The sequence below is a fragment of the Pseudomonas sp. NBRC 111140 genome (genome assembly GCF_001320885.1).
GTDB classification, from domain to species: Bacteria; Pseudomonadota; Gammaproteobacteria; order Pseudomonadales; family Pseudomonadaceae; genus Aquipseudomonas; species Aquipseudomonas putida_P.
In genome coordinates this window covers 1-23,364 of the sequence record NZ_BCBQ01000076.1, presented here as the reverse complement: position 1 = coordinate 23,364, position 23,364 = coordinate 1, and the positions used below count along the sequence as shown (strand labels likewise).

Genomic DNA, 23,364 nt, shown 5'->3' with positions numbered 1-23,364 from the left:
GCAGGTAAACCAGGCCTGCGCTGCTAGGCTCAATCTCACAGTCACCCATGGAGAGCGCTCATGACCGATCATCACACCTACAAGAAGATCGAACTGGTAGGGTCTTCGCCCACCAGTATCGAAGATGCGATCAACAATGCCCTGGCCGAAGCCGGCAAAAGCATCAAGCACCTGGAATGGTTCGAAGTGGTCGATACCCGTGGCCATATCCGCGATAACAAGGCGGCGCACTTCCAGGTCACGCTGAAGGTGGGCTTTCGTATCGCCAACAGCTGAAACAGCGCCGGGCTGGATGATCTCGGCGTGATGGAGTATTTAAGAGAGGGGCGCCTTGGCGGGCGCCCTTTCTGATTTCATCTGCACAAGGAAAGCGAGTGATGAACAAACTGATTCTGGCGCTGGGCCTGATGACCCTGGCCGGTGGTGCGCTGGCAGCGGGCAAGCCGTGCGAGGAGCTGAAGGCGGAAATTGCGGCCAAGCTGGATGCCAAGGGTGTCACTGGCTACAAGCTGGAGATCGTCAAGAAAGGCGACCCGGCGGGCAAGGTGATTGGTAGCTGCGAGGCCGGTACCAAGGAGATTGTGTACCGGCGCGGCTGATGTGTTGGCTTCTTCGCGGGCAAGCCCGCGAAGGGGCTCATTCGGCTTTGAGGGCCTGTGCCATCAGTTCATAAGACCGAATCCGGTCCTCATGCTCATACAGGTCACAGGTAAAGATCAGTTCGTCCGCCCCGGTCTGCTCCAGCAGCACCTCCACCTTGGCCCGCACCTTCTGCGGGCTGCCGATCATCGCCAGGCCCAGGAAACTGCCCACCGCGTCGCGTTCATGGGGCAACCACAGCCCATCCATGCTTTCCACCGGCGGTTTCTGCATCAGGCTTTGCCCACGAATCAGCGCGAGAATGCGCTGATACACCGAGGTAGCGAGGAATTCGGCCTTCTCGTCGGTTTCCGCCACCACCATGGGAATGCCCAACATCACATAGGGCTTGTCCAGCGTGGTCGATGGCTTGAAATGATTGCGGTACACGCGAATGGCCTCGTGCATGTAGCGCGGCGCGAAATGCGAGGCGAAGGCGTAGGGCATGCCGCGTATGCCGGCCAGCTGGGCGCTGAACAGGCTGGAGCCCAGCAACCACATGGGCACGTCGGTATCGTGCCCCGGTACGGCGATCACTTTTTGATCATCGGTGCGTGGCCCGAGGTAGCGCGACAGCTCCTCGACATCGTCCGGGAAGTCGTCCGGGCCGCCTGCGCGGTCACGTCGCAGGGCATAGGCCGTCATCTGGTCCGAACCCGGCGCACGGCCTAGGCCCAGGTCGATACGCCCTGGATACAGGCTGGCCAGGGTGCCGAACTGCTCAGCGATCACCAGCGGCGCATGGTTGGGCAGCATGACCCCGCCAGAGCCCACGCGAATGGTCGAAGTCCCCCCGGCCAGGTAACCGATCAGCACCGACGTGGCTGAGCTGGCGATGCCGTCCATGTTGTGGTGCTCGGCTACCCAGAAGCGGTTGTAGCCAAAGCGCTCGACGTGCTGCGCCAAGTCCAGAGAGTTGCGCAGCGACTGCGCCGGGCCTGCGCCTGCGCGCACGGGCACCAGGTCGAGGGTGGAAATCTTCAGGTCACGCAGCTGCGTCATGGTGCCTCCGCAAAAGTGGTTGGCCAGCGGCCTCTTTGACTCTGTATGGGCGCATTCGTTGGATTCAATGCCTGCACTCATATTGCGCTGAACTTGCGGCTGGCGGCAGGCCTCTGAACGGTAGGTAAGTAACCCAGTGACCAGGAGGCATCATGAAAAAGACAGCATCGGCAATCTGGCAAGGTGGCCTGAAGGATGGCAAAGGCCTGCTTTCTACCGAAAGTGGCGCACTCAAGCAGAACCCTTACGGCTTCAACACCCGTTTTGAAGGCACGCCCGGGACCAACCCGGAGGAGCTGATCGGGGCGGCGCATGCCGGCTGTTTCTCGATGGCGCTGTCGATGATGCTGGGTGAAGCGGGGCTGACCGCGGACCGGATCGATACTGCGGCCGAGGTGACGCTCGACAAGCAAGCGGATGGTTTTGCCATTACGGCTGTGCACCTGGTGCTCAGGGCCAAGGTGCCTGGGGCCAGCGAGGCGCAGTTCCTGGAGATCGCCAACAAGGCCAAGGAAGGGTGCCCGGTGTCCAAGGTGTTGAACGCCAAGATCAGCCTGGATGCAGCGTTGGTGGGCTGAAGCGGCGCAACGGTGGCGCTTTGCTGTAGTCTAAACAGCGTCGGCAGCACCACTGCCTTTTCAGGAGCCGTTCCATGATTCGCGTAGCAATCGCCGTGTTGGCTTCCCTGGTCGCCACGTCTGCGTTGGCGGCGGTGAAGCCGTGCGAGGAGCTTAAAGCCGAGATCGAGGCCAAGATCCAGGCCCAGGGGGTGACTTCCTACACCTTGGAGATCGTGCCCAACAGCGAGGCCAAGGACCAGAACATGGTCGTTGGTAGCTGTGATGGCGGGACCAAGAAGATCATTTACCAGAAGAATGATCGGTAGGTTCACGATTTTGGGGCTGCAAAGCAGCCCCAGCATCATGGAATGCAGAACACGTTGCTAGGCTCGTTCACCACCACCTTGCGGCTGGCGTCATACAGCAGCACTTGCGGCTCCATCACCGGCGCACGCGCCTCCAGGCGATAGCGCTCGCCAGCCTTGAAGTCATCAAAGCGCACGGTCAGGTAGCAGGTACGGTCCCTGGGTTCGGACATGATGCCGCCCGAGTAGATTTCATAATCGAAGCGCACCACCAACTCGTGCTTGCCCGGCGTTACCTGGAAATAGCGGCCATCATCCAGGCGCTTGCCGTCGAGGCGGTCGGCCATGATCACTCGGCCGGGGGTCATGGTGTAGAGGTCGACCCAGGCCTGCTTGGGGTCGACGGGCGGCAAGGGGCTGGCGCAAGCCCCCAGTGCACTGAGGGCGATCAGCATCATGGGCTGGCGCATGGCAAAACTCCCACTTGCGATTTACACGTTACAAGCATAGCGCCGATTGTACGCTTCAGGTGCGTTGGCAGCCTGCGGGCAAGCCTTGGCCGACCATTTTTTGCTGGTCGTCGTAAAGCTTGATCCAGGGGCGGAAGCCGATACTGCCCGCGTGCAGCTGATAGCGCTGGCCGGCGCCGAAGTCCTTGAAGGTCAGCTTGACCTGGCAATCGCGCCACAGCGGTTCGCTGACCGGGCCGATATTGCTGGGGGTAACCGGGAACTGGTAGCGCACGGTCAGCTCGTGGCTGCCGGGTTGTACTTCGAAATAGCGGCTGTCGGCCCAGTCACGCTCATCTACCTGCAGGGCGTCCAGCGAGGTGTTGTCGTAGGGCGTGAGGTCGATCCAGGCCTGGTTCGGGTCTGGGTCTGGCAATGTCGAACAGGCGGAAATCATTAACAGTGAGCCGGCGACCAACAATGCACGCATGGCGAAACTCCCCCTTGGCGAGATAGTCTTGGAGCGAATCAGCCTTGAGCGAGTCAGACAGTCCCGGATGCTTCAACTTTTTCTTATGCAGCGCTCAGGCCCTGGGGCACTCGACCGCGTTTTCACCCGTTTGGTTCCGCTGCTGGCGGCGCTTCTGCTGAACGGTTGCACCAGCGCGGCCTACTACGGGCAGTTGGCAGAGGGGCAGTGGCAACTGCTGCGTGCGCGCCAGCCAGTGGAGCAGGTGGTGGCTGACCCTACTACCCCCGCGCCATTGCGCGCGCACTTGCAACAGGCCGAACGGGCGCGGGTGTTTGCCAGCCAGCAATTGAAACTGCCGGATAACCGCAGCTATCGGGTTTACGCCGACCTTGGCCGCCCTTACGTGGTGTGGAATGTTTTCGCCACGCCCGAGTTGTCGTTGCAACCGGTGACGCACTGTTTTCCGATTGCAGGGTGTGTGGCGTACCGCGGCTACTACCAGCAAGGCGCGGCGCGCGGCGCGGCGGCGCTGATGCGCCAGGACGGCCTGGATGTGTACGTGGGGGGTGTGGAAGCTTATTCGACCCTGGGCTGGTTCGATGACCCGATCCTGTCCTCGATGGTGGGCTGGGGCGATGAGCGCTTGGCGACGTTGATTTTCCATGAGCTGGCCCACCAGCGCTTTTATGTGCAGGACGACACCGAATTCAACGAGTCGTTTGCCTCGTTCGTCGAGCAGGAAGGCACGCGGCAATGGCGTGCGGCGCGTGGGTTGGCTGCCGGTGGCGAGGCGCAGGGGCAGCAGCGTGACCAGTTCATTCGGCTGGTGCTGGCCAGTCGTGGGCGGTTGCAGGCGATTTATGCCGGGCCTTTGGACGATGCGCACAAGCGGCTGGCCAAACGGGCGGAGTTCGATCGGCTGAGGCAGGAGTATCGGCGGTTGCGAGATGGCCAATGGGGCGGGGACAAGCGCTATGACGCCTGGGTGTATGGGCCGATGAACAATGCCAAGTTGTTACCGTTCGGGCTTTATGACCAGTGGGTGCCGGCGTTTACGGCGGTGTTTCGTGAGGTTGGCGGAGATTGGGCCAGGTTTTACCAGCGGGTCGAGCAACTGGGGCGGTTGCCGATTGATGAACGGAAGGCCGCATTGCAGGGGTTGATGGTTAGCCAGTGAGATTTTGGGGCCGCTTTGCGGCCCCAGTGGCCCTTAACCCTTGCTGAAAGCCTGATGCAGCTCGGCTACCGTAGCGAAATGGAAAGCGGGCTCCTCCGCCATCAACTCTTCCTGGCTACCAAACCCATACCCCACCGCCACTGCCTGCAAGCCATTGCTGCGCGCGCCAATCAGGTCATGCTTGCGGTCACCGATCATCAGCGTCTGCGCCGGGTCCAGCCCTTCTTCATCGAGCAGGTGGCGAATCAGCTCGACCTTGTTGGTGCGCGTGCCGTCCAGCTCGCTGCCGTAGATCACCTTGAAGTGGTGGTCGAAGGCGAAGTGCCGGGCGATTTCCCGGGCAAATTCCCAAGGTTTGGAGGTGGCGATGTACAGCGTACGGCCCTGCCCGTTCAGGGTTTCAAGCAACGCCGGCACGCCTTCGAACACCAGGTTTTCGTACAACCCGGTTACGCGAAAGCGCTCCCGGTAGAAATTCACCGCATCCCAGGCCTTGGCTTCGTCGAAGCTGTAGAACTGCATGAAAGCCTGAAGCAGGGGCGGGCCGATGAAGTGCTCGAGGCGGGCCAGGTCCGGTTCGTCGATACCCAGCTTGGCCAGGGCGTACTGGATCGAGCGGGTGATGCCCAGGCGCGGGTCGGTCAGGGTGCCGTCGAGGTCGAAGAGGATATTTTGCTGATGCATGTTCGTCTCGGTAGTCGGGTTCATTCCGGTTGGTCGTAGCCTTCGGCCAGGTGCTGGTCCTTGAGCTTCACGTAGTTGCCGGCGCTGTAGGAGAAGAATGCGCGCTCCTTGTCGTTCAGCAGCCGGGCCTGTTTCACCGGGCTGCCCATGTACAGATAGCCGCTGACCAGGCGCTTGCCTGGCGGGACCAGGCTGCCGGCGCCGATGATCACTTCGTCCTCGACGATGGCGCCGTCCATGATGGTGCTGCCCATGCCGACCAGGATGCGGTTGCCCAGGGTACAGCCATGCAACATCACCTTGTGGCCGATGGTCACTTCGTCGCCGATGATCAGCGGGAAGCCGTCCGGGTTGAACGGGCCGGCGTGGGTGATATGCAGCACACTGCCATCCTGCACGCTGGTGCGCGCGCCGATGCGGATGCGGTGCATGTCGCCGCGTACCACGGTCAACGGCCAGACCGAGCTGTCTTCACCGATCTCCACGTCGCCCAGCACCACCGCCGAACGGTCGACGAAGGCCCTGGGCCCCACTTTCGGAGTGTGTTGCTGGAAGTTGCGAATGGCCATGATAGCGTCTCTCATCTGTGCCGATAGGCAGGCTGCCTGCTGCGGTCGGCGTCGATTGTAATTAAGATGGGGCAGTGTTTCTTCTGCCAAGGTATCCAAACCGTGACTGCGAACAACCCGCTTCTGCAATCCCACGATCTGCCGCCCTTCTCGCAAATTCGTGCCGAACACGTGTTGCCGGCGATCGAAGCGATCCTGGCCGACAACCGTAAAGCCATTGCCGAGATCCTCGAAAAGCAGGGCAAGAACCCCACCTGGGCCGGCCTGGTGCTGGCCATGGACGAACTGAACGACCGCCTGGGCGCCGCCTGGAGCCCGGTCAGCCACCTTAACGCGGTGTGCAACAGCGCGGAGCTGCGCGAGGCCTACGAGTCATGCCTGCCGGCGTTGAGCGCCTACTCTACCGAACTGGGCCAGAACCGTGCGCTGTTCGAAGCCTACCAGGCACTGATCGACAGCCCGGAAGCCGCCGGCTTCGACGTGGCGCAAAAGACTATCCTCGAGCATGCCCTGCGTGACTTCCGCCTGTCGGGTATCGACCTGCCGGCGGACAAGCAGCAGCGCTACGCCGAAGTGCAGAGCAAACTCAGCGAGCTGGGCAGCCGCTTCTCCAACCAGCTGCTCGATGCCACCCAGGCCTGGACCAAGCACGTTACCGATGAAGCCGCACTGGCCGGCCTGACCGACTCGGCCAAGGCGCAGATGGCCGCCGCTGCCCAAGCCAAGGGCCTCGACGGCTGGCTGATCACGTTGGAGTTCCCCAGCTACTACGCGGTGATGACCTACGCCAGCGACCGCGCCCTGCGCGAAGAGCTATACGCCGCTTACTGCACCCGCGCCTCGGACCAGGGCCCGAATGCCGGCCAGTTCGACAACGGTCCGGTGATGGGCGAAATCCTCGATCTGCGTCAGGAACTGGCCGAGCTGCTTGGCTACAAGAACTACGCCGAGCTGAGCCTGGCCACCAAGATGGCCGAGTCCAGCGACCAGGTGCTGAGCTTCCTGCGAGACCTGGCCAAGCGCTCCAAGCCGTTCGCCGCCCAGGACCTGCAACAGCTCAAGGCCTACGCCGCCGAACAAGGCTGCCCTGAACTGGCCAGCTGGGACACTGGCTACTTTGGCGAGAAGCTGCGCGAGCAGCGCTACAGCGTGTCGCAGGAAGCCCTGCGTGCCTATTTCCCGATCGACAAGGTGCTGGGCGGTCTGTTCAGCATCGTGCAGCGCCTGTACGGCATCGAAATCGCCGAACTCAAGGGCTTCGACAGCTGGCACCCAGACGTACGCTTGTTCGAGATCAAGGAAAACGGCCAGCACGTCGGCCGCTTCTTCTTCGACCTGTACGCCCGCGCCAACAAGCGTGGTGGCGCCTGGATGGATGGCGCCCGTGACCGTCGCCGCACGGCCGGCGGCCAGCTGCAGAGCCCGGTGGCCAACCTGGTGTGCAACTTCACCCCGGCTGCACCCGGCAAGCCGGCGCTGCTGACCCACGATGAAGTAACCACCCTGTTCCACGAGTTCGGCCACGGCCTGCACCACATGTTGACCCGCATCGAACACGCCGGGGTTTCCGGCATCAATGGCGTGGCCTGGGATGCGGTCGAACTGCCGAGCCAGTTCATGGAAAACTGGTGCTGGGAGCCGGAAGGCCTGGCACTGATCTCCGGGCACTACGAAACGGGTGCTGCCCTGCCCCAGGACCTGCTGGACAAGATGCTGGCGGCTAAAAACTTCCAGTCGGGCATGATGATGGTGCGCCAGCTGGAGTTTTCGCTGTTCGACTTCGAACTGCACGCCAGCCATGGCGACGGTCGCAGCGTGCTGCAGGTGCTCGAAGGCGTGCGCGACGAGGTATCGGTCATGCGCCCACCGGCGTATAACCGCTTCCCCAACAGCTTTGCGCATATTTTTGCGGGCGGTTACGCAGCGGGCTACTACAGCTACAAGTGGGCTGAAGTGCTGTCGGCCGACGCTTTCTCGCGTTTCGAAGAAGAAGGTGTTCTCAATGCCGAGACTGGCCGCGCCTTCCGCGAGGCGATCCTGGCCCGTGGTGGGTCGCGCGAGCCGATGGAGCTGTTCGTCGACTTCCGTGGCCGTGAGCCTTCCATCGATGCATTGCTGCGCCACAGTGGCCTCACCGAGGACGCTGCGGCATGAGTGAGGTTGCTGTGAACAAGACCAAGAAACGCTTTATTGCCGGGGCGGTATGCCCGGCATGCAGCGAGCCCGACAAGCTGATGATGTGGAATGAAGACGGCGTGCCGCACCGTGAGTGTGTGGCTTGCGGCTTTACCGACACCCTCAACGAACAGGGCCTGTCGGTGCCCAAGGAACTCGGCACGCGGGTCAACAACCTGGCACCCAAAGCCGCGCCGACCAAGGTGCAGACGGTGCAGTTCTTCCCTAATCCGAAGCTGAAGAAACCGACAGAGTAAGTACTGGCTGTCGGATCAGAGGCGCTGGTGGATTCAAGGCAGGTACGATACTGTATGTAAATACAGTATAGGGGTTGGCCATGAATCCTCCAGCACCACTAAAGGGCCGTGGCACGGCACACAATCCGCACAATCGTTTTGCCCCCAGCCATTCGCTGGTAGAGGACGACGGCTGGTATCAGGAAGTGCCGCAGACCCAAGGCACCGAGGTGCGTAGCGAAACGGCGAAATCGGTCATCACCCGCAACACCTCGCCCGACCTGCCCTTCGACCGCTCCATCAACCCTTACCGCGGCTGCGAGCATGGCTGCATCTACTGCTATGCCCGCCCCTCCCATGCCTATTGGGACCTCTCCCCCGGCTTGGACTTCGAAACCAAGCTGATCGCCAAGACCAATGCCGCCGAAGTGCTCGCGCAACAGCTGAGCAAACCGGGTTACGTGTGCGCGCCAATCAATCTGGGTTCCAATACCGACCCGTACCAGCCGATCGAGCGGGAACAGATGCTGACCCGGCGTCTGCTGGAAGTGTTGCTGCGTTTTCGTCACCCGGTGACCATCGTGACCAAGGGCTCGCTGGTGTTGCGTGACCTCGATCTGCTGGCAGAGATGGCCCGCCAGCGCCTGGCACGGGTAATGATCAGCCTGACCACACTGGACGACGATCTCAAGCGGGTGCTGGAACCGCGGGCGGCGTCACCCAATGCCCGGTTGAGGGCCATCCGCGTGTTGCGCGAGGCGGGTGTGCCGGTAGGTGTGTTGTGTTCGCCGATGATTCCGATGATCAACGACAGTGAGCTGGAGCGCTTGCTGGAGGCTGCCAAGGACGCTGGCGCACAGAGTGCGGCCTACATGATGTTGCGCCTGCCGCTGGAAGTGGCGCCGTTGTTCGAGCAATGGCTGCAGGACCATTACCCGCAGCGGGCGGCGCATGTATTGAGCCTGATCCGCCAGAGCCGGGGTGGCGAGCTGTATGACAGCCGGTTTGGCACGCGCATGCGTGGCGAGGGTGTGTTTGCCGAGCTGCTGGGGCAGCGTTTTGCCAAGGCCATGAAGCGGCTGGAATTCGAAGGCCGGGAAGCGCAGGGGCTGGATTGCTCGGCCTTCTGTCCGCCGGGTGGGCAGATGGCCCTGTTCTGAAACCCAAGGGCACAATGCCAGCCCAGAATTTAACTAATCCCAGTTAATAAATGCGCTAATGCATCTTGGCAATTGATGTTTTTTTGCTATTATCCAAGTCCCGCCTTTTCTATCTGGAACACCCGTTCTAGAGCCTTCGAATTAAGTTTCAGTTAAGTTTTCCCCGCTAGCGTAGGAAATCAGTCCACACCGACTGTGATCTATGGCCTGTGCGTGTCATCTAAATCCCTGCATAGCCAGAATCTTTCACCGGTAAAATGGATTTACCTACACACCGTCAAGAGGATGAATCATGCCCGTCAAGGACCCATCCAAGGTCGTACCGCAGGTCCCCGCGGAAAGCGCCGATGCTGCCCTGAAGCACATCGTCGACGGCTTCCTGCGCTTTCACCATGATGTCTTCCCTGATCAGCAAGAGCTGTTCAAGAAGCTTGCCACCGCGCAAACACCGCGCGCCATGTTCATTACCTGTGCAGACTCGCGCATTGTCCCCGAGCTGATCACCCAGAGCTCGCCAGGCGACCTGTTCGTGACCCGTAACGTGGGCAACGTGGTACCGCCTTATGGCCAGATGAATGGCGGTGTTTCCAGCGCGATCGAGTACGCCGTACTTGCGCTGAAAGTGCACCACATCATCATTTGCGGTCACTCCGACTGTGGCGCCATGCGTGCTGTACTCAACCCGCACTCGCTGGACAAGATGCCGACAGTCGGGGCCTGGTTGCGCCATGCCGAAGTGGCTCGCACCGTGGTCGAGAACAACTGCTCGTGCGGCAGTGAACACGAAACGATGCAGGTGCTGACCAAGGAAAACGTCATCGCCCAGCTGCACCACCTGCGTACCCACCCTTCGGTGGCCTCGCGTCTGGCCGCTGGCCAGCTGTACATTCATGGCTGGGTCTACGACATTGAGACCAGCAGGATCGAAGCCTATGACGCCGCCAGCGACAGCTTCCTGCCCCTGGCCGCCGGCGAGCCGGTCCCCTGCGCCACTCCGAGAGGCCGCTACTAAGCGACCCATCCACCGCTAGAACCTTGATAGCCGGCTGCATCCTGTAGGGGTGTGGCGCGGCCTTCGGCTGCCTTGAAATCCCTGACTGCCCTGCCGGCAAACCCGCTGGCGGCCCGCGCCTGCGCGCTCGTCAGGGGCAAACGTGCCCACGGCCAGAGGAATGGCCGTGCGACTAGAGAAAGGAGAAACACGGTGAACATTACACAGTTGAAAGCGGCCCTGCCGCGTGAGTTGCTGGCGTCGGTGGTGGTCTTCCTGGTGGCGCTGCCATTGTGCATGGGCATTGCGATCGCCTCGGGTATGCCGCCGGCCAAAGGCCTGATTACCGGCATTATCGGCGGCATTGTCGTCGGTTTTCTGGCTGGATCACCGCTGCAGGTCAGTGGACCGGCCGCAGGCCTGGCAGTACTGGTGTTCGAGCTGGTGCGCCAACATGGCATGCCCATGCTTGGGCCGATCCTGCTGCTGGCCGGCCTGCTGCAGTTGCTGGCTGGGCGTTTGCGCCTGGGCTGCTGGTTCCGCGTCACCGCGCCGGCGGTGGTGTATGGCATGTTGGCGGGGATTGGGGTGCTGATCGTGCTGTCGCAGGTGCATGTGATGTTCGATACGGCGCCGCAGCCTTCCGGGTTGCAGAACCTGCTGACATTCCCGTCCACCGTTGCCGCAGCCCTGCCACAGGAACGCGCAGGCGCTGGCTGGATGGCCGGTGCGCTGGGCCTCGGCACCATCGCCATCATGTGGGGCTGGGAGCGCCTTCGGCCGCAGCGGCTGCGCTTCGTGCCGGGTGCCTTGCTCGGTGTGGCGAGCATGACCGCCATCAGCCTGTGGCTGGCCTTGCCGGTGAACCGCGTACAAGTGCCGGCAGACCTGTCCGAGGCCATTGACTGGATTCGCCCAGATGACCTGATGCAACTCGCCGACCCTACCCTGCTGGTCGCTGCCTTTGCCCTGGCGTTCATCGCCAGCGCCGAAACCTTGCTGTCGGCCGCAGCGGTTGACCGCATGCACAGTGGCCAGCGTTCGGACTTCGACCGCGAGCTGTCAGCCCAGGGCATCGGCAACATGCTTTGCGGGGCGCTGGGCGCTTTGCCGATGACCGGGGTAATCGTGCGCAGCTCGGCCAACGTGCAGGCGGGGGCGCAGACGCGGGCCTCCGCGATATTCCATGGCCTTTGGCTGTTGGCTTTCGTGGTGGCGCTGAGCAGCGTGCTGCAGCAGATTCCGGTGGCGAGCCTGGCGGGTGTGCTGGTGTACACCGGGGTCAAGCTGGTCGATTTCAAGGCGTTTCGTGGGCTGGGCCGTTATGGCCGCATGCCGATGTTCACCTATGCGGTGACGGCGCTGGCGATCATTTTCACCGACCTGCTGACCGGCGTGATGCTGGGTTTTGCCCTGACCCTGCTGAAGCTGGCGTTCAAGGCGGCGCGGCTGAAGATCAACCTGGTCAGCCTGGAAAAAGCTGGGCATATGGAGCTGCGGCTCAGTGGTGCGGCGACGTTCCTGAAGGTGCCGGCGCTGACCCAGGTGCTGGATACCGTACCGGCGGGCACTACGTTGCACGTGCCGCTGGGTAACCTGAGCTACATCGACCACTCGTGCCTTGAGTTGCTGGAAGACTGGAACCGCAGCAATGGGGCGAATGGGTCGCGGCTGCTGATCGAGCAGCGGCGGTTGAAGCGGCGGATCGAGGGGAGGTTGCGGACTACGGCGGGGATTGGGGCCTGAAGCTGAAAATCTCTGTTGTCTGAACTGGCCTCTTCGCGGGTAAACCCGCTCCCACAGGGTACTGCACAGCATTCAAAGCCTGTGCGGTCCCTGTGGGATCGGGCGTGCCCGCGAAGAGGCCGGTACAGGAGGATCAGGCCGGTTGGCCCAGCTCCACACCCAGCTGTCGCGACAGGCACGGCCAGCGCTTCCACGCCTCGCCAGTTGCAGGGCTGCTCAGCTTCTCGCGATAAGCCTCCACCGATTCCACCGCAAAGCTCTCGTCATCGAGCATTTCGTCAACCGAGTGATGCACCACCTCATCCAGCTGGTTGGCAAAGCTCTCGCCAATCAACTGGTGGGCAATCAGGTTGGCGACGGTGGTGTCGACCGGGATCAGCGGCTGCTGGAAGTGGCGGATGTACAGGTCATTCACTTCCTCCACCAGACGGTGTGCCAGGTAAGCCTCATCCAGCAGGCAGTCCAGGCCTACATGCCCTTGCATCACACTGGGCGGTTGCAGGAAGTAGGCTTCGGCAATTTTCAGTACCGGTTTGATCTGCGATTCGATCCCGGCTTCGCGGGCGACCTCATGCGCGGCCTCCAGCAATTCCGGAACCTGGTCGATGTAGGCGCTGACGAAGCGCGCCAAAGTACCCTGGGCGTCCTGCTCAGGCAGTTGGATCGAGGGGTGCAGGTGGGGCAGTTGCAACTCGAGACGCTGTTTCAATTGGCCGGTCTGGCCTTCATGTTGATGGGCTTGGCTTACCTGCTCGCGTACAGCAGCGATGTTCATGACAACTCCAGGGACATTACGTTTCAAACGGAAGACACTAAATTAGCTCGGTATACAGAATACCTAAGACGTATTTGTTATAAATCCCGCAAACGTGTGCGCTCTCAGGTATATCGAAATGCCATTATTTCGCCACACCCTATCAACCTCGCGGTTTTCAGGCCATTTGCCTATTTCGTGAGGTTCATTTCACAGGCTTCATTGCGTGCCATTGGTCGCTGTCTATACTCCCGTTGAACGTGATTCGTTGATGAGGCCCGACTGCTTTTAGCAGGGGCTCGGTCGTCGAAGCCAGGCAGTCTTGACCGCCGTTCCCTCTTGCCGCAGGCCACGCCTCCGGGACAACAAGAATTAGAAGGGGAACCCGCAATGATGCGACATCCACATGTCTGGATGGGCCTCCTGTTGTGGTCGGTTTTTGGTCAGGCCAACGCCGCCTGGACCGTGAACATGCACCCAGGGGCGACGGAGGTCTCCAACGCCGTCTTCGACCTGCACATGACCATCTTCTGGATCTGCGTGATCATCGGCATCGTGGTGTTTGGCGCGATGTTCTGGTCGATGGTCATCCACCGCCGCTCCACCGGCCAGCAGGCCGCGCATTTCCACGAGCATACCTGGGTGGAAATCCTCTGGACCGTGGTGCCCTTCCTGATCCTGGTGGTCATGGCCATCCCGGCCACCAAGACCCTGATCGACATCTACGACGCCAGCGAGTCGGACATCGACATTCAGGTCACCGGCTACCAGTGGAAGTGGCACTACAAATACCTGGGCCAGGACGTGGAGTTCTTCAGCAACCTGGCCACGCCCGCCGATCAGATTCACAACAAAGCCCCCAAGGACGAGCATTACCTGCTTGAAGTCGATCAGCCGCTGGTGCTGCCGGTGGGTGCCAAGGTGCGTTTCCTGGTGACCGCTGCCGACGTCATTCACTCCTGGTGGGTGCCGGCCTTCGCGGTCAAGCGCGACGCCATCCCCGGCTTCGTCAACGAAGCCTGGACCCGTATCGAGAAGCCCGGCATCTACCGTGGCCAATGCACCGAGCTGTGCGGCAAGGACCACGGCTTCATGCCGGTGGTGGTCGAGGTCAAGTCCAAGGCCGATTACGACACCTGGCTAGGCGAGCGCAAGGCCGAAGCCGCCAAGCTCAAGGAGCTGACCAGCAAGGAATGGACCCTGGAAGAGCTGGTGGAACGTGGCGACAAGATCTACCACACCACCTGCGTGGCGTGTCACCAGGCTGAAGGCCAAGGCCTGCCGCCGATGTTCCCGGCACTCAAGGGCTCGAAGATCGCCACCGGGCCGAAGGAAGGCCACTTGAGCATTGTCTTCCACGGCAAGCCCGGCACGGCCATGGCGGCCTTCGGCAAGCAGCTGTCGGAAGTCGACATCGCCGCTGTGGTCACCTACGAGCGCAATGCCTGGGGCAACAACAAAGGCGACATGGTCACGCCGAAGGACGTGCTGGCGCTGAAGCAGGCAGAAGCCAAGTGAACCGGGTTACTCGCGGCAATCAATGGGTTGCAGGAGACAGGACATGAGTGCAGTGATCGACGACCACGCCCACGGCCATGAGCATGCACACGGCCCGGCCAAGGGCCTGATGCGCTGGGTGCTGACCACCAACCACAAGGACATCGGCACCATGTACCTGTGGTTCGCCTTCATGATGTTCCTGCTTGGTGGCTCGTTCGCCATGGTGATCCGCGCCGAGCTGTTCCAGCCGGGCTTGCAGATCGTTGAGCCGGCGTTCTTCAACCAGATGACCACCATGCATGGCCTGATCATGGTGTTCGGTGCAGTGATGCCGGCCTTCGTCGGGCTGGCCAACTGGATGATCCCATTGATGATCGGCGCGCCAGACATGGCCTTGCCGCGGATGAACAACTTCAGCTTCTGGCTGCTGCCGGCGGCCTTCCTGCTGCTGGTCTCGACCCTGTTCAGCCCGGGTGGCGGGCCTAACTTCGGCTGGACGTTCTACGCCCCGCTGTCTACCACCTATGCGCCAGCCAGCGTCACCTTCTTCATCTTCGCCATCCACCTGATGGGTATCAGCTCGATCATGGGGGCGATCAACGTGATCGCCACCATCCTCAACCTGCGTGCCCCAGGCATGACCCTGATGAAAATGCCGCTGTTCGTCTGGACGTGGCTGATTACCGCGTTCCTGCTGATTGCAGTGATGCCGGTACTGGCCGGCGTGGTGACCATGATGCTGATGGACATCCACTTCGGCACCAGCTTCTTCAGTGCCGCCGGTGGCGGTGACCCGGTGCTGTTCCAGCATGTGTTCTGGTTCTTCGGCCACCCTGAGGTGTACATCATGATCCTGCCGGCCTTCGGCGCGGTCAGCTCGATCATCCCGGCGTTTTCGCGCAAGCCGCTGTTCGGCTACACCTCGATGGTATATGCCACCGGCGCCATCGCCTTCCTGTCGTTCATCGTTTGGGCCCACCATATGTTCGTGGTTGGCATCCCGGTGGTCGGCGAGCTGTTCTTCATGTACGCCACCATGCTGATTGCCGTGCCCACCGGGGTGAAGGTGTTCAACTGGGTCAGCACCATGTGGGAAGGCTCGCTCACCTTCGAAACGCCAATGCTGTTCGCCATTGCCTTCGTCATCCTGTTCACCATCGGCGGTTTCTCCGGCCTGATGCTGGCGATTGCCCCGGCGGACTTCCAGTACCACGACACCTACTTCGTGGTGGCGCATTTCCACTACGTGTTGGTGCCAGGGGCAATTTTCGGCATCTTTGCATCGGCCTACTACTGGCTGCCGAAATGGACCGGCCACATGTACGACGAAACCCTCGGCAAGCTGCACTTCTGGCTGTCGTTCATCGGCATGAACATGGCCTTCTTCCCCATGCACTTCGTGGGGCTGGCCGGCATGCCGCGACGCATCCCGGACTACAACCTGCAGTTCGCCGACTTCAACATGGTGTCGTCGATCGGCGCCTTCATGTTTGGCGCCACGCAGATCTTCTTCCTGTTCATTGTCATCAAGTGCATACGTGGGGGCGCGCCGGCGCCTGCCAAGCCTTGGGATGGCGCTGAGGGCCTGGAATGGTCGATTCCTTCGCCTGCGCCCTACCACACCTTCCAGACACCCCCGGAAGTGAAATAGGAAATCAGCCATGAACGGCCTGTCGCTGAAACGCCTGGTAACGCGCCTGCTGATGCTGACGGTGGTGATGTTCGCCTTCGGTTTCGCCCTGGTGCCGATCTACGACGTGATGTGCAAGGCCTTTGGCATCAACGGCAAAACGGGTGGCCAGTACGAAGGTAGCCAGGTCAGCGACCCGACGCGTTCGGTGCGGGTGCAGTTCATGTCGACCAACGCCAGCGACATGGTCTGGGACTTCTATTCCACGGCCGATCAGCTGGAGGTGAACCCAGGGGCGGTGAACCAGATGATCTTCGTCGCGCATAACCCGACCGATCGGCCGATGAGCGCGCAGGCCATACCCAGCATCACCCCGGCCGAGGCCGCGGCGTACTTCCACAAGACCGAGTGCTTCTGCTTTACCCAGCAGGTGCTGCAGCCCGGCGAACGCATAGAGATGCCGGTGCGCTTCATCGTCGACCGCGATCTGCCGGCCAGCGTGAAGCACCTGACACTGGCCTACACCTTGTTCGACATCACCGCTCGCCACCCGCCGGTCGCGCATGTTGCGGCCCAGGACGTCCAGGGCGCCCGTTAAGGGAAGGAGAACAGCAATGGCAAGTCATGAGCACTACTACGTCCCGGCGCAGAGCAAGTGGCCGATCATCGCCACCATCGGCATGTTCATCACGGTGTTCGGTCTGGGAACCTGGTTCAACGACATGAAGGCCGGCCACCCGGACTCGCATGGGCCGCTGATCTTCTTCATCGGCGCGTTGTTCCTGGCCTACATGTTGTTCGGTTGGTTTGGGGCCGTGGTCAAAGAGAGCCGCGCCGGGTTGTACAGCCCGCAGCTGGACCGCTCGTTTCGCTGGGGCATGAGCTGGTTCATCTTCTCCGAGGTGATGTTCTTCCTGGCCTTCTTCGGTGCGCTGTTCTACGTGCGGGTGTTGGCAGGGCCATGGCTGGGCGGCGAAGGGGCCAAAGGTGTCGCGCACATGCTGTGGCCGACCTTCGAATTCACCTGGCCGCTGCTGCACACACCCGACCCGAAACTGTTCCCGCCGCCCAAGGAGGTGATCGACCCGTGGCACTTGCCACTGATCAACACCATCTTGCTGGTCAGTTCCAGTGTGACCATCACCCTTGCCCACCACGCCTTGCGCCGTGACCACCGTGGGCCGCTGAAATTCTGGATGGCGCTGACCATCGTGCTGGGTATCAGCTTCATCGCCTTGCAGGCCTTTGAATACCACGAGGCCTATACCAAGCTGGGGCTGACGCTGGGCTCGGGGATTTATGGCGCGACGTTCTTCATGCTCACCGGGTTTCACGGCGCCCACGTGACCTTGGGCACGATCATCCTGATCGTGATGTTCGTGCGTATTTTGCGTGGGCACTTCAACCCGGAGAAACACTTCGGCTTCGAAGCGGCCAGCTGGTACTGGCACTTCGTCGATGTGGTGTGGGTGGGGTTGTTCATATTCGTATACGTGCTTTGAAGGGAAACAGAGACCCTGTAGGCGCGGGCAAGCCCGCGCCTACAGGGGGCAGATGAAAACTTCAGAAGGGGGCGTGGGACACGAGCTGACCGCTGATGAAGCCCCAGGCCACCAGGCCAATGGTCAGCGCCGCCAGGGTCACCCGCACTGTCAGTGCCTTGAGCAGACGAGTTGAGTTTTCATCGTCCTTGACCAGAAACACCAGGCCACTGAACAAGCTGGCAATCGTGGCCAACAGCATCAGGACAATCGCGGCCTTGAGCATGGCGCTACTCCGGGGGGATGCGGTGATGTGGATAAGTATAGCGAGGCGCCCGTGAGGCCGTTTCGCCCAGGCTGGGTACCGACCCTGGTGGTGCTTGCGCTGCTGCCGGGGCTGATTGCCCTTGGCTGCTGGCAACTCGGCCGAGCCGAAGAAAAGCGTGGGCTGTTGGCCAGCTATGCCGAGCGACGGGTCGAGGCGCCGCTGGCCGCAGCCCAGCTGACGTCCAGTGACGACAACGCGTTCCGCCGCGTGCATTTGTATGGCCGCTTCGATGCCGAGCACAGCCTGCTGCTGGACAACCGCATGCGTGACGGCCAGGCCGGTGTCGAACTGCTGCAACCCTTCCATGACCAGGCCAGTGGCCTGTGGTTGCTGGTCAACCGCGGTTGGCTGCCATGGCCGGACCGCCGGGTGCCGGTGCATTTCGAAACCCCGTCCCAGGCCTTGGCGCTGGACGCGTCCGTGTATGTCTCGCCCGGCAGCACCTTCCAGTTGCATCCCGACCCTGAAGGCGGCCAATGGCCGCATTTGCTTACCGCCATTGATGCCGCGCAGCTATGGCCGCAGCTCGACCGCGAAGGCTTCGCCCACGAACTGCGCCTGGAGCCCGGCCCGGCGACCTATCGCCTGGACTGGCCGGTCGTGGCCATGGGCCCGGAAAAACACCTGGGCTACGCCGTGCAGTGGTTCGCCCTGGCGACCGCTCTGGTTCTGCTCTACCTCTATTTCGGCTGGCACCAAAACAAGGAGAAACGCCATGGCCACCGCCACTCCACTGGACCTGCCTGAACGTAGCAAGCCCAGAGCCCGCGGGCGTTTGCAGCTGTTGCTGATTCTGCTGGTAGTGCTCGGGCCGATGATCCTGGCCACCAGCATGTACAAACTCAACTTCTGGGTACCGGAAGGCCGCAGCTACCACGGCGCGATGATCGGCAACGGGGAACGCCGTGCCGATCTTGGCGTGGCCGGCGAGGACGAGCGCTGGCAGTTGCTGGTCAGCGCGCCTCAGGCCTGTGCCGAAGACTGCCAGCGGCTGGTGTACCTGGCCCGGCAGATTCAGGTCGGCCTGGGCCGCGATGCCAGCCGCGCCAGCCATGCACTGGCCGCTGCCCAGCCGCTGAGCGCCGACTACCAGGCGCTGCTCGGCCGCGAGTACCCGCAGCTGCAGCGCTACCCGCTGGATGCGCAACGTTACCAGCAGAAGGTTGCCGAGCCCGGCCCGCAGCTGTGGATTGTCGACCCGCACGGCAACCTGGTGCTGCGCTACGACGGCAAGGTCAACGGCAAGCATGTGCTGGATGACCTGCGCCACCTGCTCAAGCTGTCCAATATCGGCTAGGAGCCTGCCATGGCCAGACCCGGATTTCGCCTTGCTGTGTTCGCCACCCTGCTGGCACTGCTGGTCGTCCTGCTCGGTGCCTATACCCGGCTGACCCATGCCGGCCTCGGCTGCCCCGACTGGCCGGGTTGCTATGGCTTCATCAGCGTGCCCAAGAGCGAAGCGCAACTGGCCCATGCCGAGCTGCACTTTCCTGAGCACCCGGTGGAAGCTGCCAAGGGCTGGGCCGAGATGGTTCACCGCTACTTTGCCGGGACTCTAGCCGTGGTAATCGCCCTGCTCGCTTTCCAGGCGCTGCGCCGGCATGCCCGCGATGGCCAGCCCTATCGCCTGCCCGTGCTGTTGCTGGGTGTGGTGTTGGCCCAGGCCGCCTTCGGCATGTGGACGGTCACCCTGAAGTTGTGGCCGCAAGTGGTCACGGCGCATTTGTTGGGGGGCTTTACCACGCTGAGCTTGCTGTTCCTGTTGTCACTGCGTCTATCACGGGCCTTTGCACCCTTGCCAAAACTGCCCCTGAGCTTGCGCCGGCTCGCTGCGTTGGCCCTGCTGGTGGTGATCGGCCAGATTGCTCTGGGTGGCTGGGTGAGTGCCAACTACGCAGCCGTCGCCTGCATCGACCTGCCGACCTGCCATGGCCAATGGTGGCCGGTGGCGGACTTCAGCAATGGCTTCCACCTGACCCAGCACGTCGGTCCAAACTACCTTGGCGGGCAACTGGACAGTGATGCCCGCACCGCCATCCACATCAGCCACCGGCTGGGCGCGTTGCTGGTGACCTGCGTGCTGCTGATGCTTAGCTGGAAGTTGCACCGCTGCGGCTTGCCCGGCCTGGCACGGGTGGTGCTGCTGGCGCTGACCCTGCAAGTGGGCCTGGGTATCAGCAACGTGGTGTTCCACCTGCCACTGGCGGTGGCTGTTGCGCACAATGCCGGCGGCGCGATGCTGCTGCTGAGCATGGTGCTGGTGAATTACCGCATTCGCGTGGTCGACAGGGTTCGCGTGGGGGTCGGCAATGGCTGGCGCCTGCGGCCTGTGGCTGGCGTGGGCATATCCCATCACATGAGGAACGATTCGTGGCGACGCTTCTGAGCGCAAGGCGGGCCAGCTGGCGCGATTACCTGGAGCTGACCAAGCCCAAGGTGGTGGTGCTGATGCTGATCACCTCGCTGGCAGGCATGTTCCTGGCCACCCGCGCGGGTGTGAGCTGGAGCGTGTTGCTGTTCGGCAACCTGGGGATCGGCTTGTGCGCGGGTGGCGCTGCGGTGGTCAACCATGTGGTGGACCGACGCATCGATGCACTGATGGCACGTACCCACAAGCGGCCGCTGGCCCAGGGTCGGGTCGAGCCGCTGCCGGCATTGCTGTTCGCCCTGGCACTGGCGCTGCTGGGCATGGCTCTGCTGCTGGCGTTCACCAACGCCCTCACGGCCTGGCTTACCCTGGCCTCGCTACTGGGCTATGCGGTGCTCTACACCGGCTTTCTCAAGCGCGCCACGCCACAGAACATCGTCATCGGCGGCCTGGCCGGCGCCGCCCCGCCGTTGCTTGGTTGGGTGGCGGTAAGCGGCCATGTCAGCGCTGAGCCCTTGCTGCTGGTGCTGATCATCTTCGCCTGGACCCCGCCGCACTTCTGGGCGCTGGCCATCCACCGCAAGGAGGAGTACGCCAAGGCCGATATCCCGATGTTGCCGGTGACCCATGGTGAGCGCTACACCAAGCTGCATATCTTGCTGTACACGCTGATTCTGCTGGCGGTAAGCCTGCTGCCGTATGCCATCCACATGAGCGGCCCGCTGTACCTGGCCTGTGCCCTGGTCTTGGGCCTGCGCTTCCTGCAATGGGGCTGGGTGTTGTACCGTGGCAGCCGGCCGCACGCGGCAATCGGCACCTTCAAGTACTCTATCGCCTACTTGTTCGCGCTGTTCATCGCGTTGCTCCTTGACCACTACCTGTTGCTGAACCTATGACCCGAACCCAGAAAACCGTCTTCATCCTCGTTGCCCTGGTCGCGTTGATCCTGGGCCTGACCGTCAACAAGGTGCTCAATGGTCGCGACCAGCCCAACCCCACCGAGCTGATCGACGCCGGCATCATCCTGCTGCCGCAGAGCCGCACTGTGGCCGACGTGACCATGACCAACCAGGACGGCCAGCCCGTGCGGCTGGATGACCTGAAGGGCAAATGGTCGCTGCTGTTCTTTGGTTACACCTACTGCCCGGACATCTGCCCGACCACCCTGGCCCAGTTGCGCCAGGTGAAGAGCGAGTTGCCCAAGGAAGCCGTCGACCGGCTGCAGGTGGTGCTGGTGAGTGTGGACCCGAACCGCGACACGCCGAACCAGCTGAAGCAGTACCTGGGCTATTTCGACAAGGACTTTGTCGGTGTGGCGGGGTCGATCGAAGACACCCAGAAGCTGGCCAATGCCTTGAGCATTCCGTTTATACCGGCGGATACCAGCAAGCCGGGGTACACCGTGGACCACAGCGGCAACCTGGCGGTTGTGGGGCCGGATGGGCGTCAGCGCGGGTTTATTCGTGCGCCGTTCAACAACCAGAAGCTGGTGGCGCAGTTGCCTGGGCTTGTGAAGCGGGATTGAGATTGATGGGCCTGCTGCGCAGGCCTATCGCGACACAAGGCCGCTCCTACAGGGGTACGCGGTTTCTTTTAGGAGCGGCCTTGTGTCGCGAAAGGGCCGCAAAGCGGCCCCAGGGGTGTCGGATCAGAACGCTGGAACCACAGCGCCCTTGTACTTCTCGATGATGAATTGCTTCACCTCTGGCGAGTGCAGTGCAGCTGCCAGTTTCTTCATGTCTTCCGAGTCCTTGTTGTCCGGGCGGGCAACCAGGATGTTCACGTAAGGCGAGTCGCTGCCTTCGATGGCCAGCGCGTCTTTTTCCGGGTTCAGCTTGGCTTCCAGCGCGTAGTTGGTGTTGATCAGGGCGGCATCGACCTGGGTCAGCACACGCGGGATGGTGGCCGCTTCCAGCTCACGGAACTTGATGCTTTTCGGGTTCTCGGCAACATCCTTCACGGTGGACAGGATGTTCTTGTTGTCCTTGAGCTTGATCACACCGGCCTTGTCCAGCAGCAGCAAGGCGCGGCCGCCGTTGGTGGCGTCGTTAGGGATGACCACGGTAGCGCCGGAGGACAGCTCGTCCAGCTTCTTGATCTTGGTCGAATACACGCCCAGCGGCTCGATGTGCACGCCCGCCACGCTCACCAGGTTGGTGCCCTTGGCCTTGTTGAACTCATCCAGGTATGGCTGGTGCTGGAAGAAGTTGGCGTCCAGGCGCTTTTCGGCCACCTGCACGTTCGGCTGAATGTAATCGGTGAATTCCTTGACCTTCAGCTCCACGCCTTCTTTGGCCAACTGCGGTTTGACGAAGTTGAGGATCTCGGCGTGCGGCACCGGGGTGGCGGCAACGGTCAGGGTATCGGCGTGGGCCGAGAAGGCCGCGACAGCGGCAGCGACAGCAAGCAGCTTCTTCATTGATCACTCCTTGTGAGGGCCGCGACGGCCCCCGAACGGGTCGGCCGGGCCGACCCTATTGGGGTTACTTACGGGAAAAATGTACGACCAGTTTGTCGCCCACGCTTTGCAGGACTTGAACCAGTACCAGCAGCAGAACCACGGTCACTACCATCACATCGGTCTGGAAACGCTGGTAACCGAAGCGGATAGCCAGATCGCCCAGGCCGCCCGCACCCACCACACCGGCCATGGCGGTGTACGAAACCAGGGTGATGGCGGTGACGGTAATGGCTGCGAAGATACCCGGGCGGGCCTCCGGCAGCAGTGCGCTGGTGATGATCTGGCGGGTGGTGGCGCCCATCGACTGGGTGGCTTCGATGATGCCGCGGTCCACTTCACGCAGAGCGGTTTCAACCAGGCGGGCAAAGAACGGCGTGGCACCCACTACCAGTGGTGGGATGGCGCCGGCAACGCCCAGCGAGGTGCCGGTGATCAGCACGGTGAATGGGATCATCACGATCAGCAGGATGATGAACGGCAGCGAGCGCAGGATGTTGACCACCAGCGACAGCAGCGCGTACACGCCCTTCTGTTCGAACATCTGCTTCGGCCCGCAGAGGAACAGCAGCACACCCAGCGGCAGGCCCAGCAGCACGGTGAAGAACAGCGAGCCGAACAGCATGATCATGGTGTCGATGGTGGCCAGCCAGATTTCGGCCCAGTCGACGTTGGCGAAG

General features: G+C 62.1%; 28 protein-coding genes. 19 read left to right on the top strand and 9 right to left on the bottom strand.

What is annotated here, in order from left to right; genetic code table 11:
- The first annotated feature begins 60 nt into the window (after window positions 1-60).
- On the top strand, window positions 61-276 hold the full coding sequence (locus tag APH42_RS21435; protein WP_012269893.1) for a dodecin: 216 nt from the start codon (window positions 61-63) through the stop codon (window positions 274-276).
- Between the two features lie 101 nt (window positions 277-377).
- Complete coding sequence (locus tag APH42_RS21430) at window positions 378-599, top strand: DUF1161 domain-containing protein (protein WP_003253075.1); 222 nt, start codon at window positions 378-380, stop codon at window positions 597-599.
- 37 nt (window positions 600-636) lie between these two features.
- Here the strand turns inward: APH42_RS21430 and APH42_RS21425 are convergent, their stop codons facing one another.
- Window positions 637-1,641, bottom strand: a complete 1,005-nt coding sequence (locus APH42_RS21425) for an LLM class flavin-dependent oxidoreductase (protein WP_060494173.1) — start codon at window positions 1,639-1,641, stop codon at window positions 637-639.
- A gap of 152 nt (window positions 1,642-1,793) precedes the next feature.
- Between APH42_RS21425 and APH42_RS21420 the strand changes: the two genes are divergently transcribed.
- Entirely contained in the window at window positions 1,794-2,219 is a 426-nt protein-coding gene (locus APH42_RS21420) for an OsmC family protein (RefSeq protein ID WP_012269895.1), read from the top strand.
- 74 nt (window positions 2,220-2,293) lie between these two features.
- Entirely contained in the window at window positions 2,294-2,527 is a 234-nt protein-coding gene (locus APH42_RS21415; protein WP_012269896.1) for a DUF1161 domain-containing protein, read from the top strand.
- 35 nt (window positions 2,528-2,562) lie between these two features.
- On the opposite strand, the gene APH42_RS21410 is transcribed toward APH42_RS21415, so the two are convergent.
- Both APH42_RS21410 and APH42_RS21405 read right to left on the bottom strand, forming a co-directional pair.
- Window positions 2,563-2,976 (bottom strand): hypothetical protein, encoded by a 414-nt coding sequence (locus APH42_RS21410; protein ID WP_012269897.1) that lies wholly within the window; start codon window positions 2,974-2,976, stop codon window positions 2,563-2,565.
- A 55-nt stretch (window positions 2,977-3,031) separates the two neighbouring features.
- The gene (locus APH42_RS21405) at window positions 3,032-3,445 is read right to left on the bottom strand and encodes a hypothetical protein (RefSeq protein WP_012269898.1); all 414 of its coding nucleotides are present in this window, start codon (window positions 3,443-3,445) and stop codon (window positions 3,032-3,034) included.
- Window positions 3,446-3,530: 85 nt separating this feature from the next.
- Here APH42_RS21405 and APH42_RS21400 point away from each other — a divergent pair, with 85 nt between their 5' ends.
- Window positions 3,531-4,604, top strand: a complete 1,074-nt coding sequence (locus APH42_RS21400; RefSeq protein WP_060494172.1) for an aminopeptidase — start codon at window positions 3,531-3,533, stop codon at window positions 4,602-4,604.
- Between the two features lie 33 nt (window positions 4,605-4,637).
- On the opposite strand, the gene APH42_RS21395 is transcribed toward APH42_RS21400, so the two are convergent.
- Together APH42_RS21395 and APH42_RS21390 are read right to left on the bottom strand one after the other, a co-directional pair.
- Window positions 4,638-5,288 (bottom strand): HAD family hydrolase, encoded by a 651-nt coding sequence (locus APH42_RS21395; protein WP_041166626.1) that lies wholly within the window; start codon window positions 5,286-5,288, stop codon window positions 4,638-4,640.
- A 20-nt stretch (window positions 5,289-5,308) separates the two neighbouring features.
- A complete protein-coding gene (locus APH42_RS21390) occupies window positions 5,309-5,857 on the bottom strand; it encodes a gamma carbonic anhydrase family protein (RefSeq protein WP_012269901.1) in 549 nt (182 codons plus the stop codon).
- 102 nt (window positions 5,858-5,959) lie between these two features.
- On the opposite strand from APH42_RS21390, the gene prlC reads away from it, so the two are divergent.
- The 5 genes from prlC (at window position 5,960) to APH42_RS21365 (ending at window position 12,165) form a co-directional block, all read left to right on the top strand.
- The gene (gene prlC / locus APH42_RS21385; protein ID WP_247861714.1) at window positions 5,960-8,011 is read left to right on the top strand and encodes an oligopeptidase A; all 2,052 of its coding nucleotides are present in this window, start codon (window positions 5,960-5,962) and stop codon (window positions 8,009-8,011) included.
- On the top strand, window positions 8,008-8,289 hold the full coding sequence (locus tag APH42_RS21380; RefSeq protein WP_060494171.1) for a YheV family putative zinc ribbon protein: 282 nt from the start codon (window positions 8,008-8,010) through the stop codon (window positions 8,287-8,289). Before prlC ends, APH42_RS21380 begins: the two co-directional genes overlap by 4 nt.
- An 80-nt stretch (window positions 8,290-8,369) precedes the next feature.
- Complete coding sequence (locus APH42_RS21375) at window positions 8,370-9,428, top strand: PA0069 family radical SAM protein (protein ID WP_012269904.1); 1,059 nt, start codon at window positions 8,370-8,372, stop codon at window positions 9,426-9,428.
- Window positions 9,429-9,720: 292 nt separating this feature from the next.
- Window positions 9,721-10,440, top strand: a complete 720-nt coding sequence (locus APH42_RS21370) for a carbonic anhydrase (RefSeq protein WP_012269905.1) — start codon at window positions 9,721-9,723, stop codon at window positions 10,438-10,440.
- A 192-nt stretch (window positions 10,441-10,632) separates the two neighbouring features.
- Window positions 10,633-12,165, top strand: coding sequence for a SulP family inorganic anion transporter (locus tag APH42_RS21365; protein WP_060494170.1), 1,533 nt, complete (start codon window positions 10,633-10,635; stop codon window positions 12,163-12,165).
- A gap of 133 nt (window positions 12,166-12,298) precedes the next feature.
- On the opposite strand, the gene APH42_RS21360 is transcribed toward APH42_RS21365, so the two are convergent.
- Window positions 12,299-12,940: a hypothetical protein gene (locus APH42_RS21360; protein ID WP_012269907.1), complete on the bottom strand. Its 642-nt coding sequence runs from the start codon at window positions 12,938-12,940 to the stop codon at window positions 12,299-12,301.
- A 369-nt stretch (window positions 12,941-13,309) separates the two neighbouring features.
- On the opposite strand from APH42_RS21360, the gene coxB reads away from it, so the two are divergent.
- From coxB to APH42_RS21340, 4 genes are read left to right on the top strand one after another with little or no spacing between them, the layout of a single operon-like run.
- Window positions 13,310-14,437 carry a cytochrome c oxidase subunit II gene (coxB, locus tag APH42_RS21355; RefSeq protein ID WP_012269908.1) on the top strand — a complete coding sequence of 376 codons (1,128 nt, stop codon included), beginning with the start codon at window positions 13,310-13,312 and terminating at the stop codon, window positions 14,435-14,437.
- A gap of 43 nt (window positions 14,438-14,480) precedes the next feature.
- On the top strand, window positions 14,481-16,070 hold the full coding sequence (gene ctaD, locus APH42_RS21350) for a cytochrome c oxidase subunit I (protein ID WP_012269909.1): 1,590 nt from the start codon (window positions 14,481-14,483) through the stop codon (window positions 16,068-16,070).
- Window positions 16,071-16,080: 10 nt separating this feature from the next.
- On the top strand, window positions 16,081-16,647 hold the full coding sequence (locus tag APH42_RS21345) for a cytochrome c oxidase assembly protein (RefSeq protein WP_012269910.1): 567 nt from the start codon (window positions 16,081-16,083) through the stop codon (window positions 16,645-16,647).
- 16 nt (window positions 16,648-16,663) lie between these two features.
- Complete coding sequence (locus tag APH42_RS21340; RefSeq protein WP_012269911.1) at window positions 16,664-17,551, top strand: cytochrome c oxidase subunit 3; 888 nt, start codon at window positions 16,664-16,666, stop codon at window positions 17,549-17,551.
- 61 nt (window positions 17,552-17,612) lie between these two features.
- On the opposite strand, the gene APH42_RS21335 is transcribed toward APH42_RS21340, so the two are convergent.
- Complete coding sequence (locus APH42_RS21335; protein WP_003258925.1) at window positions 17,613-17,816, bottom strand: twin transmembrane helix small protein; 204 nt, start codon at window positions 17,814-17,816, stop codon at window positions 17,613-17,615.
- A gap of 51 nt (window positions 17,817-17,867) precedes the next feature.
- Between APH42_RS21335 and APH42_RS21330 the strand changes: the two genes are divergently transcribed.
- The 5 genes from APH42_RS21330 to APH42_RS21310 are packed head-to-tail and all read left to right on the top strand — an operon-like array spanning window position 17,868 to window position 21,751.
- Window positions 17,868-18,605, top strand: coding sequence for an SURF1 family protein (locus tag APH42_RS21330; protein WP_060494169.1), 738 nt, complete (start codon window positions 17,868-17,870; stop codon window positions 18,603-18,605).
- Window positions 18,574-19,155 carry a hypothetical protein gene (locus tag APH42_RS21325; protein WP_060494168.1) on the top strand — a complete coding sequence of 194 codons (582 nt, stop codon included), beginning with the start codon at window positions 18,574-18,576 and terminating at the stop codon, window positions 19,153-19,155. Before APH42_RS21330 ends, APH42_RS21325 begins: the two co-directional genes overlap by 32 nt.
- Before the next feature lie 9 nt (window positions 19,156-19,164).
- Window positions 19,165-20,244 carry a heme A synthase gene (locus APH42_RS21320; RefSeq protein WP_060494167.1) on the top strand — a complete coding sequence of 360 codons (1,080 nt, stop codon included), beginning with the start codon at window positions 19,165-19,167 and terminating at the stop codon, window positions 20,242-20,244.
- Complete coding sequence (gene cyoE / locus APH42_RS21315) at window positions 20,229-21,122, top strand: heme o synthase (RefSeq protein ID WP_060494166.1); 894 nt, start codon at window positions 20,229-20,231, stop codon at window positions 21,120-21,122. Before APH42_RS21320 ends, cyoE begins: the two co-directional genes overlap by 16 nt.
- Window positions 21,119-21,751 (top strand): SCO family protein, encoded by a 633-nt coding sequence (locus tag APH42_RS21310; protein WP_012269916.1) that lies wholly within the window; start codon window positions 21,119-21,121, stop codon window positions 21,749-21,751. Before cyoE ends, APH42_RS21310 begins: the two co-directional genes overlap by 4 nt.
- 123 nt (window positions 21,752-21,874) lie before the next feature.
- On the opposite strand, the gene APH42_RS21305 is transcribed toward APH42_RS21310, so the two are convergent.
- Both APH42_RS21305 and APH42_RS21300 read right to left on the bottom strand, forming a co-directional pair.
- Window positions 21,875-22,645, bottom strand: coding sequence for a MetQ/NlpA family ABC transporter substrate-binding protein (locus APH42_RS21305; RefSeq protein WP_012269917.1), 771 nt, complete (start codon window positions 22,643-22,645; stop codon window positions 21,875-21,877).
- 64 nt (window positions 22,646-22,709) lie between these two features.
- Window positions 22,710-23,364: methionine ABC transporter permease (locus APH42_RS21300; protein ID WP_156352848.1), on the bottom strand; the 655-nt coding region annotated here is incomplete at its 5' end.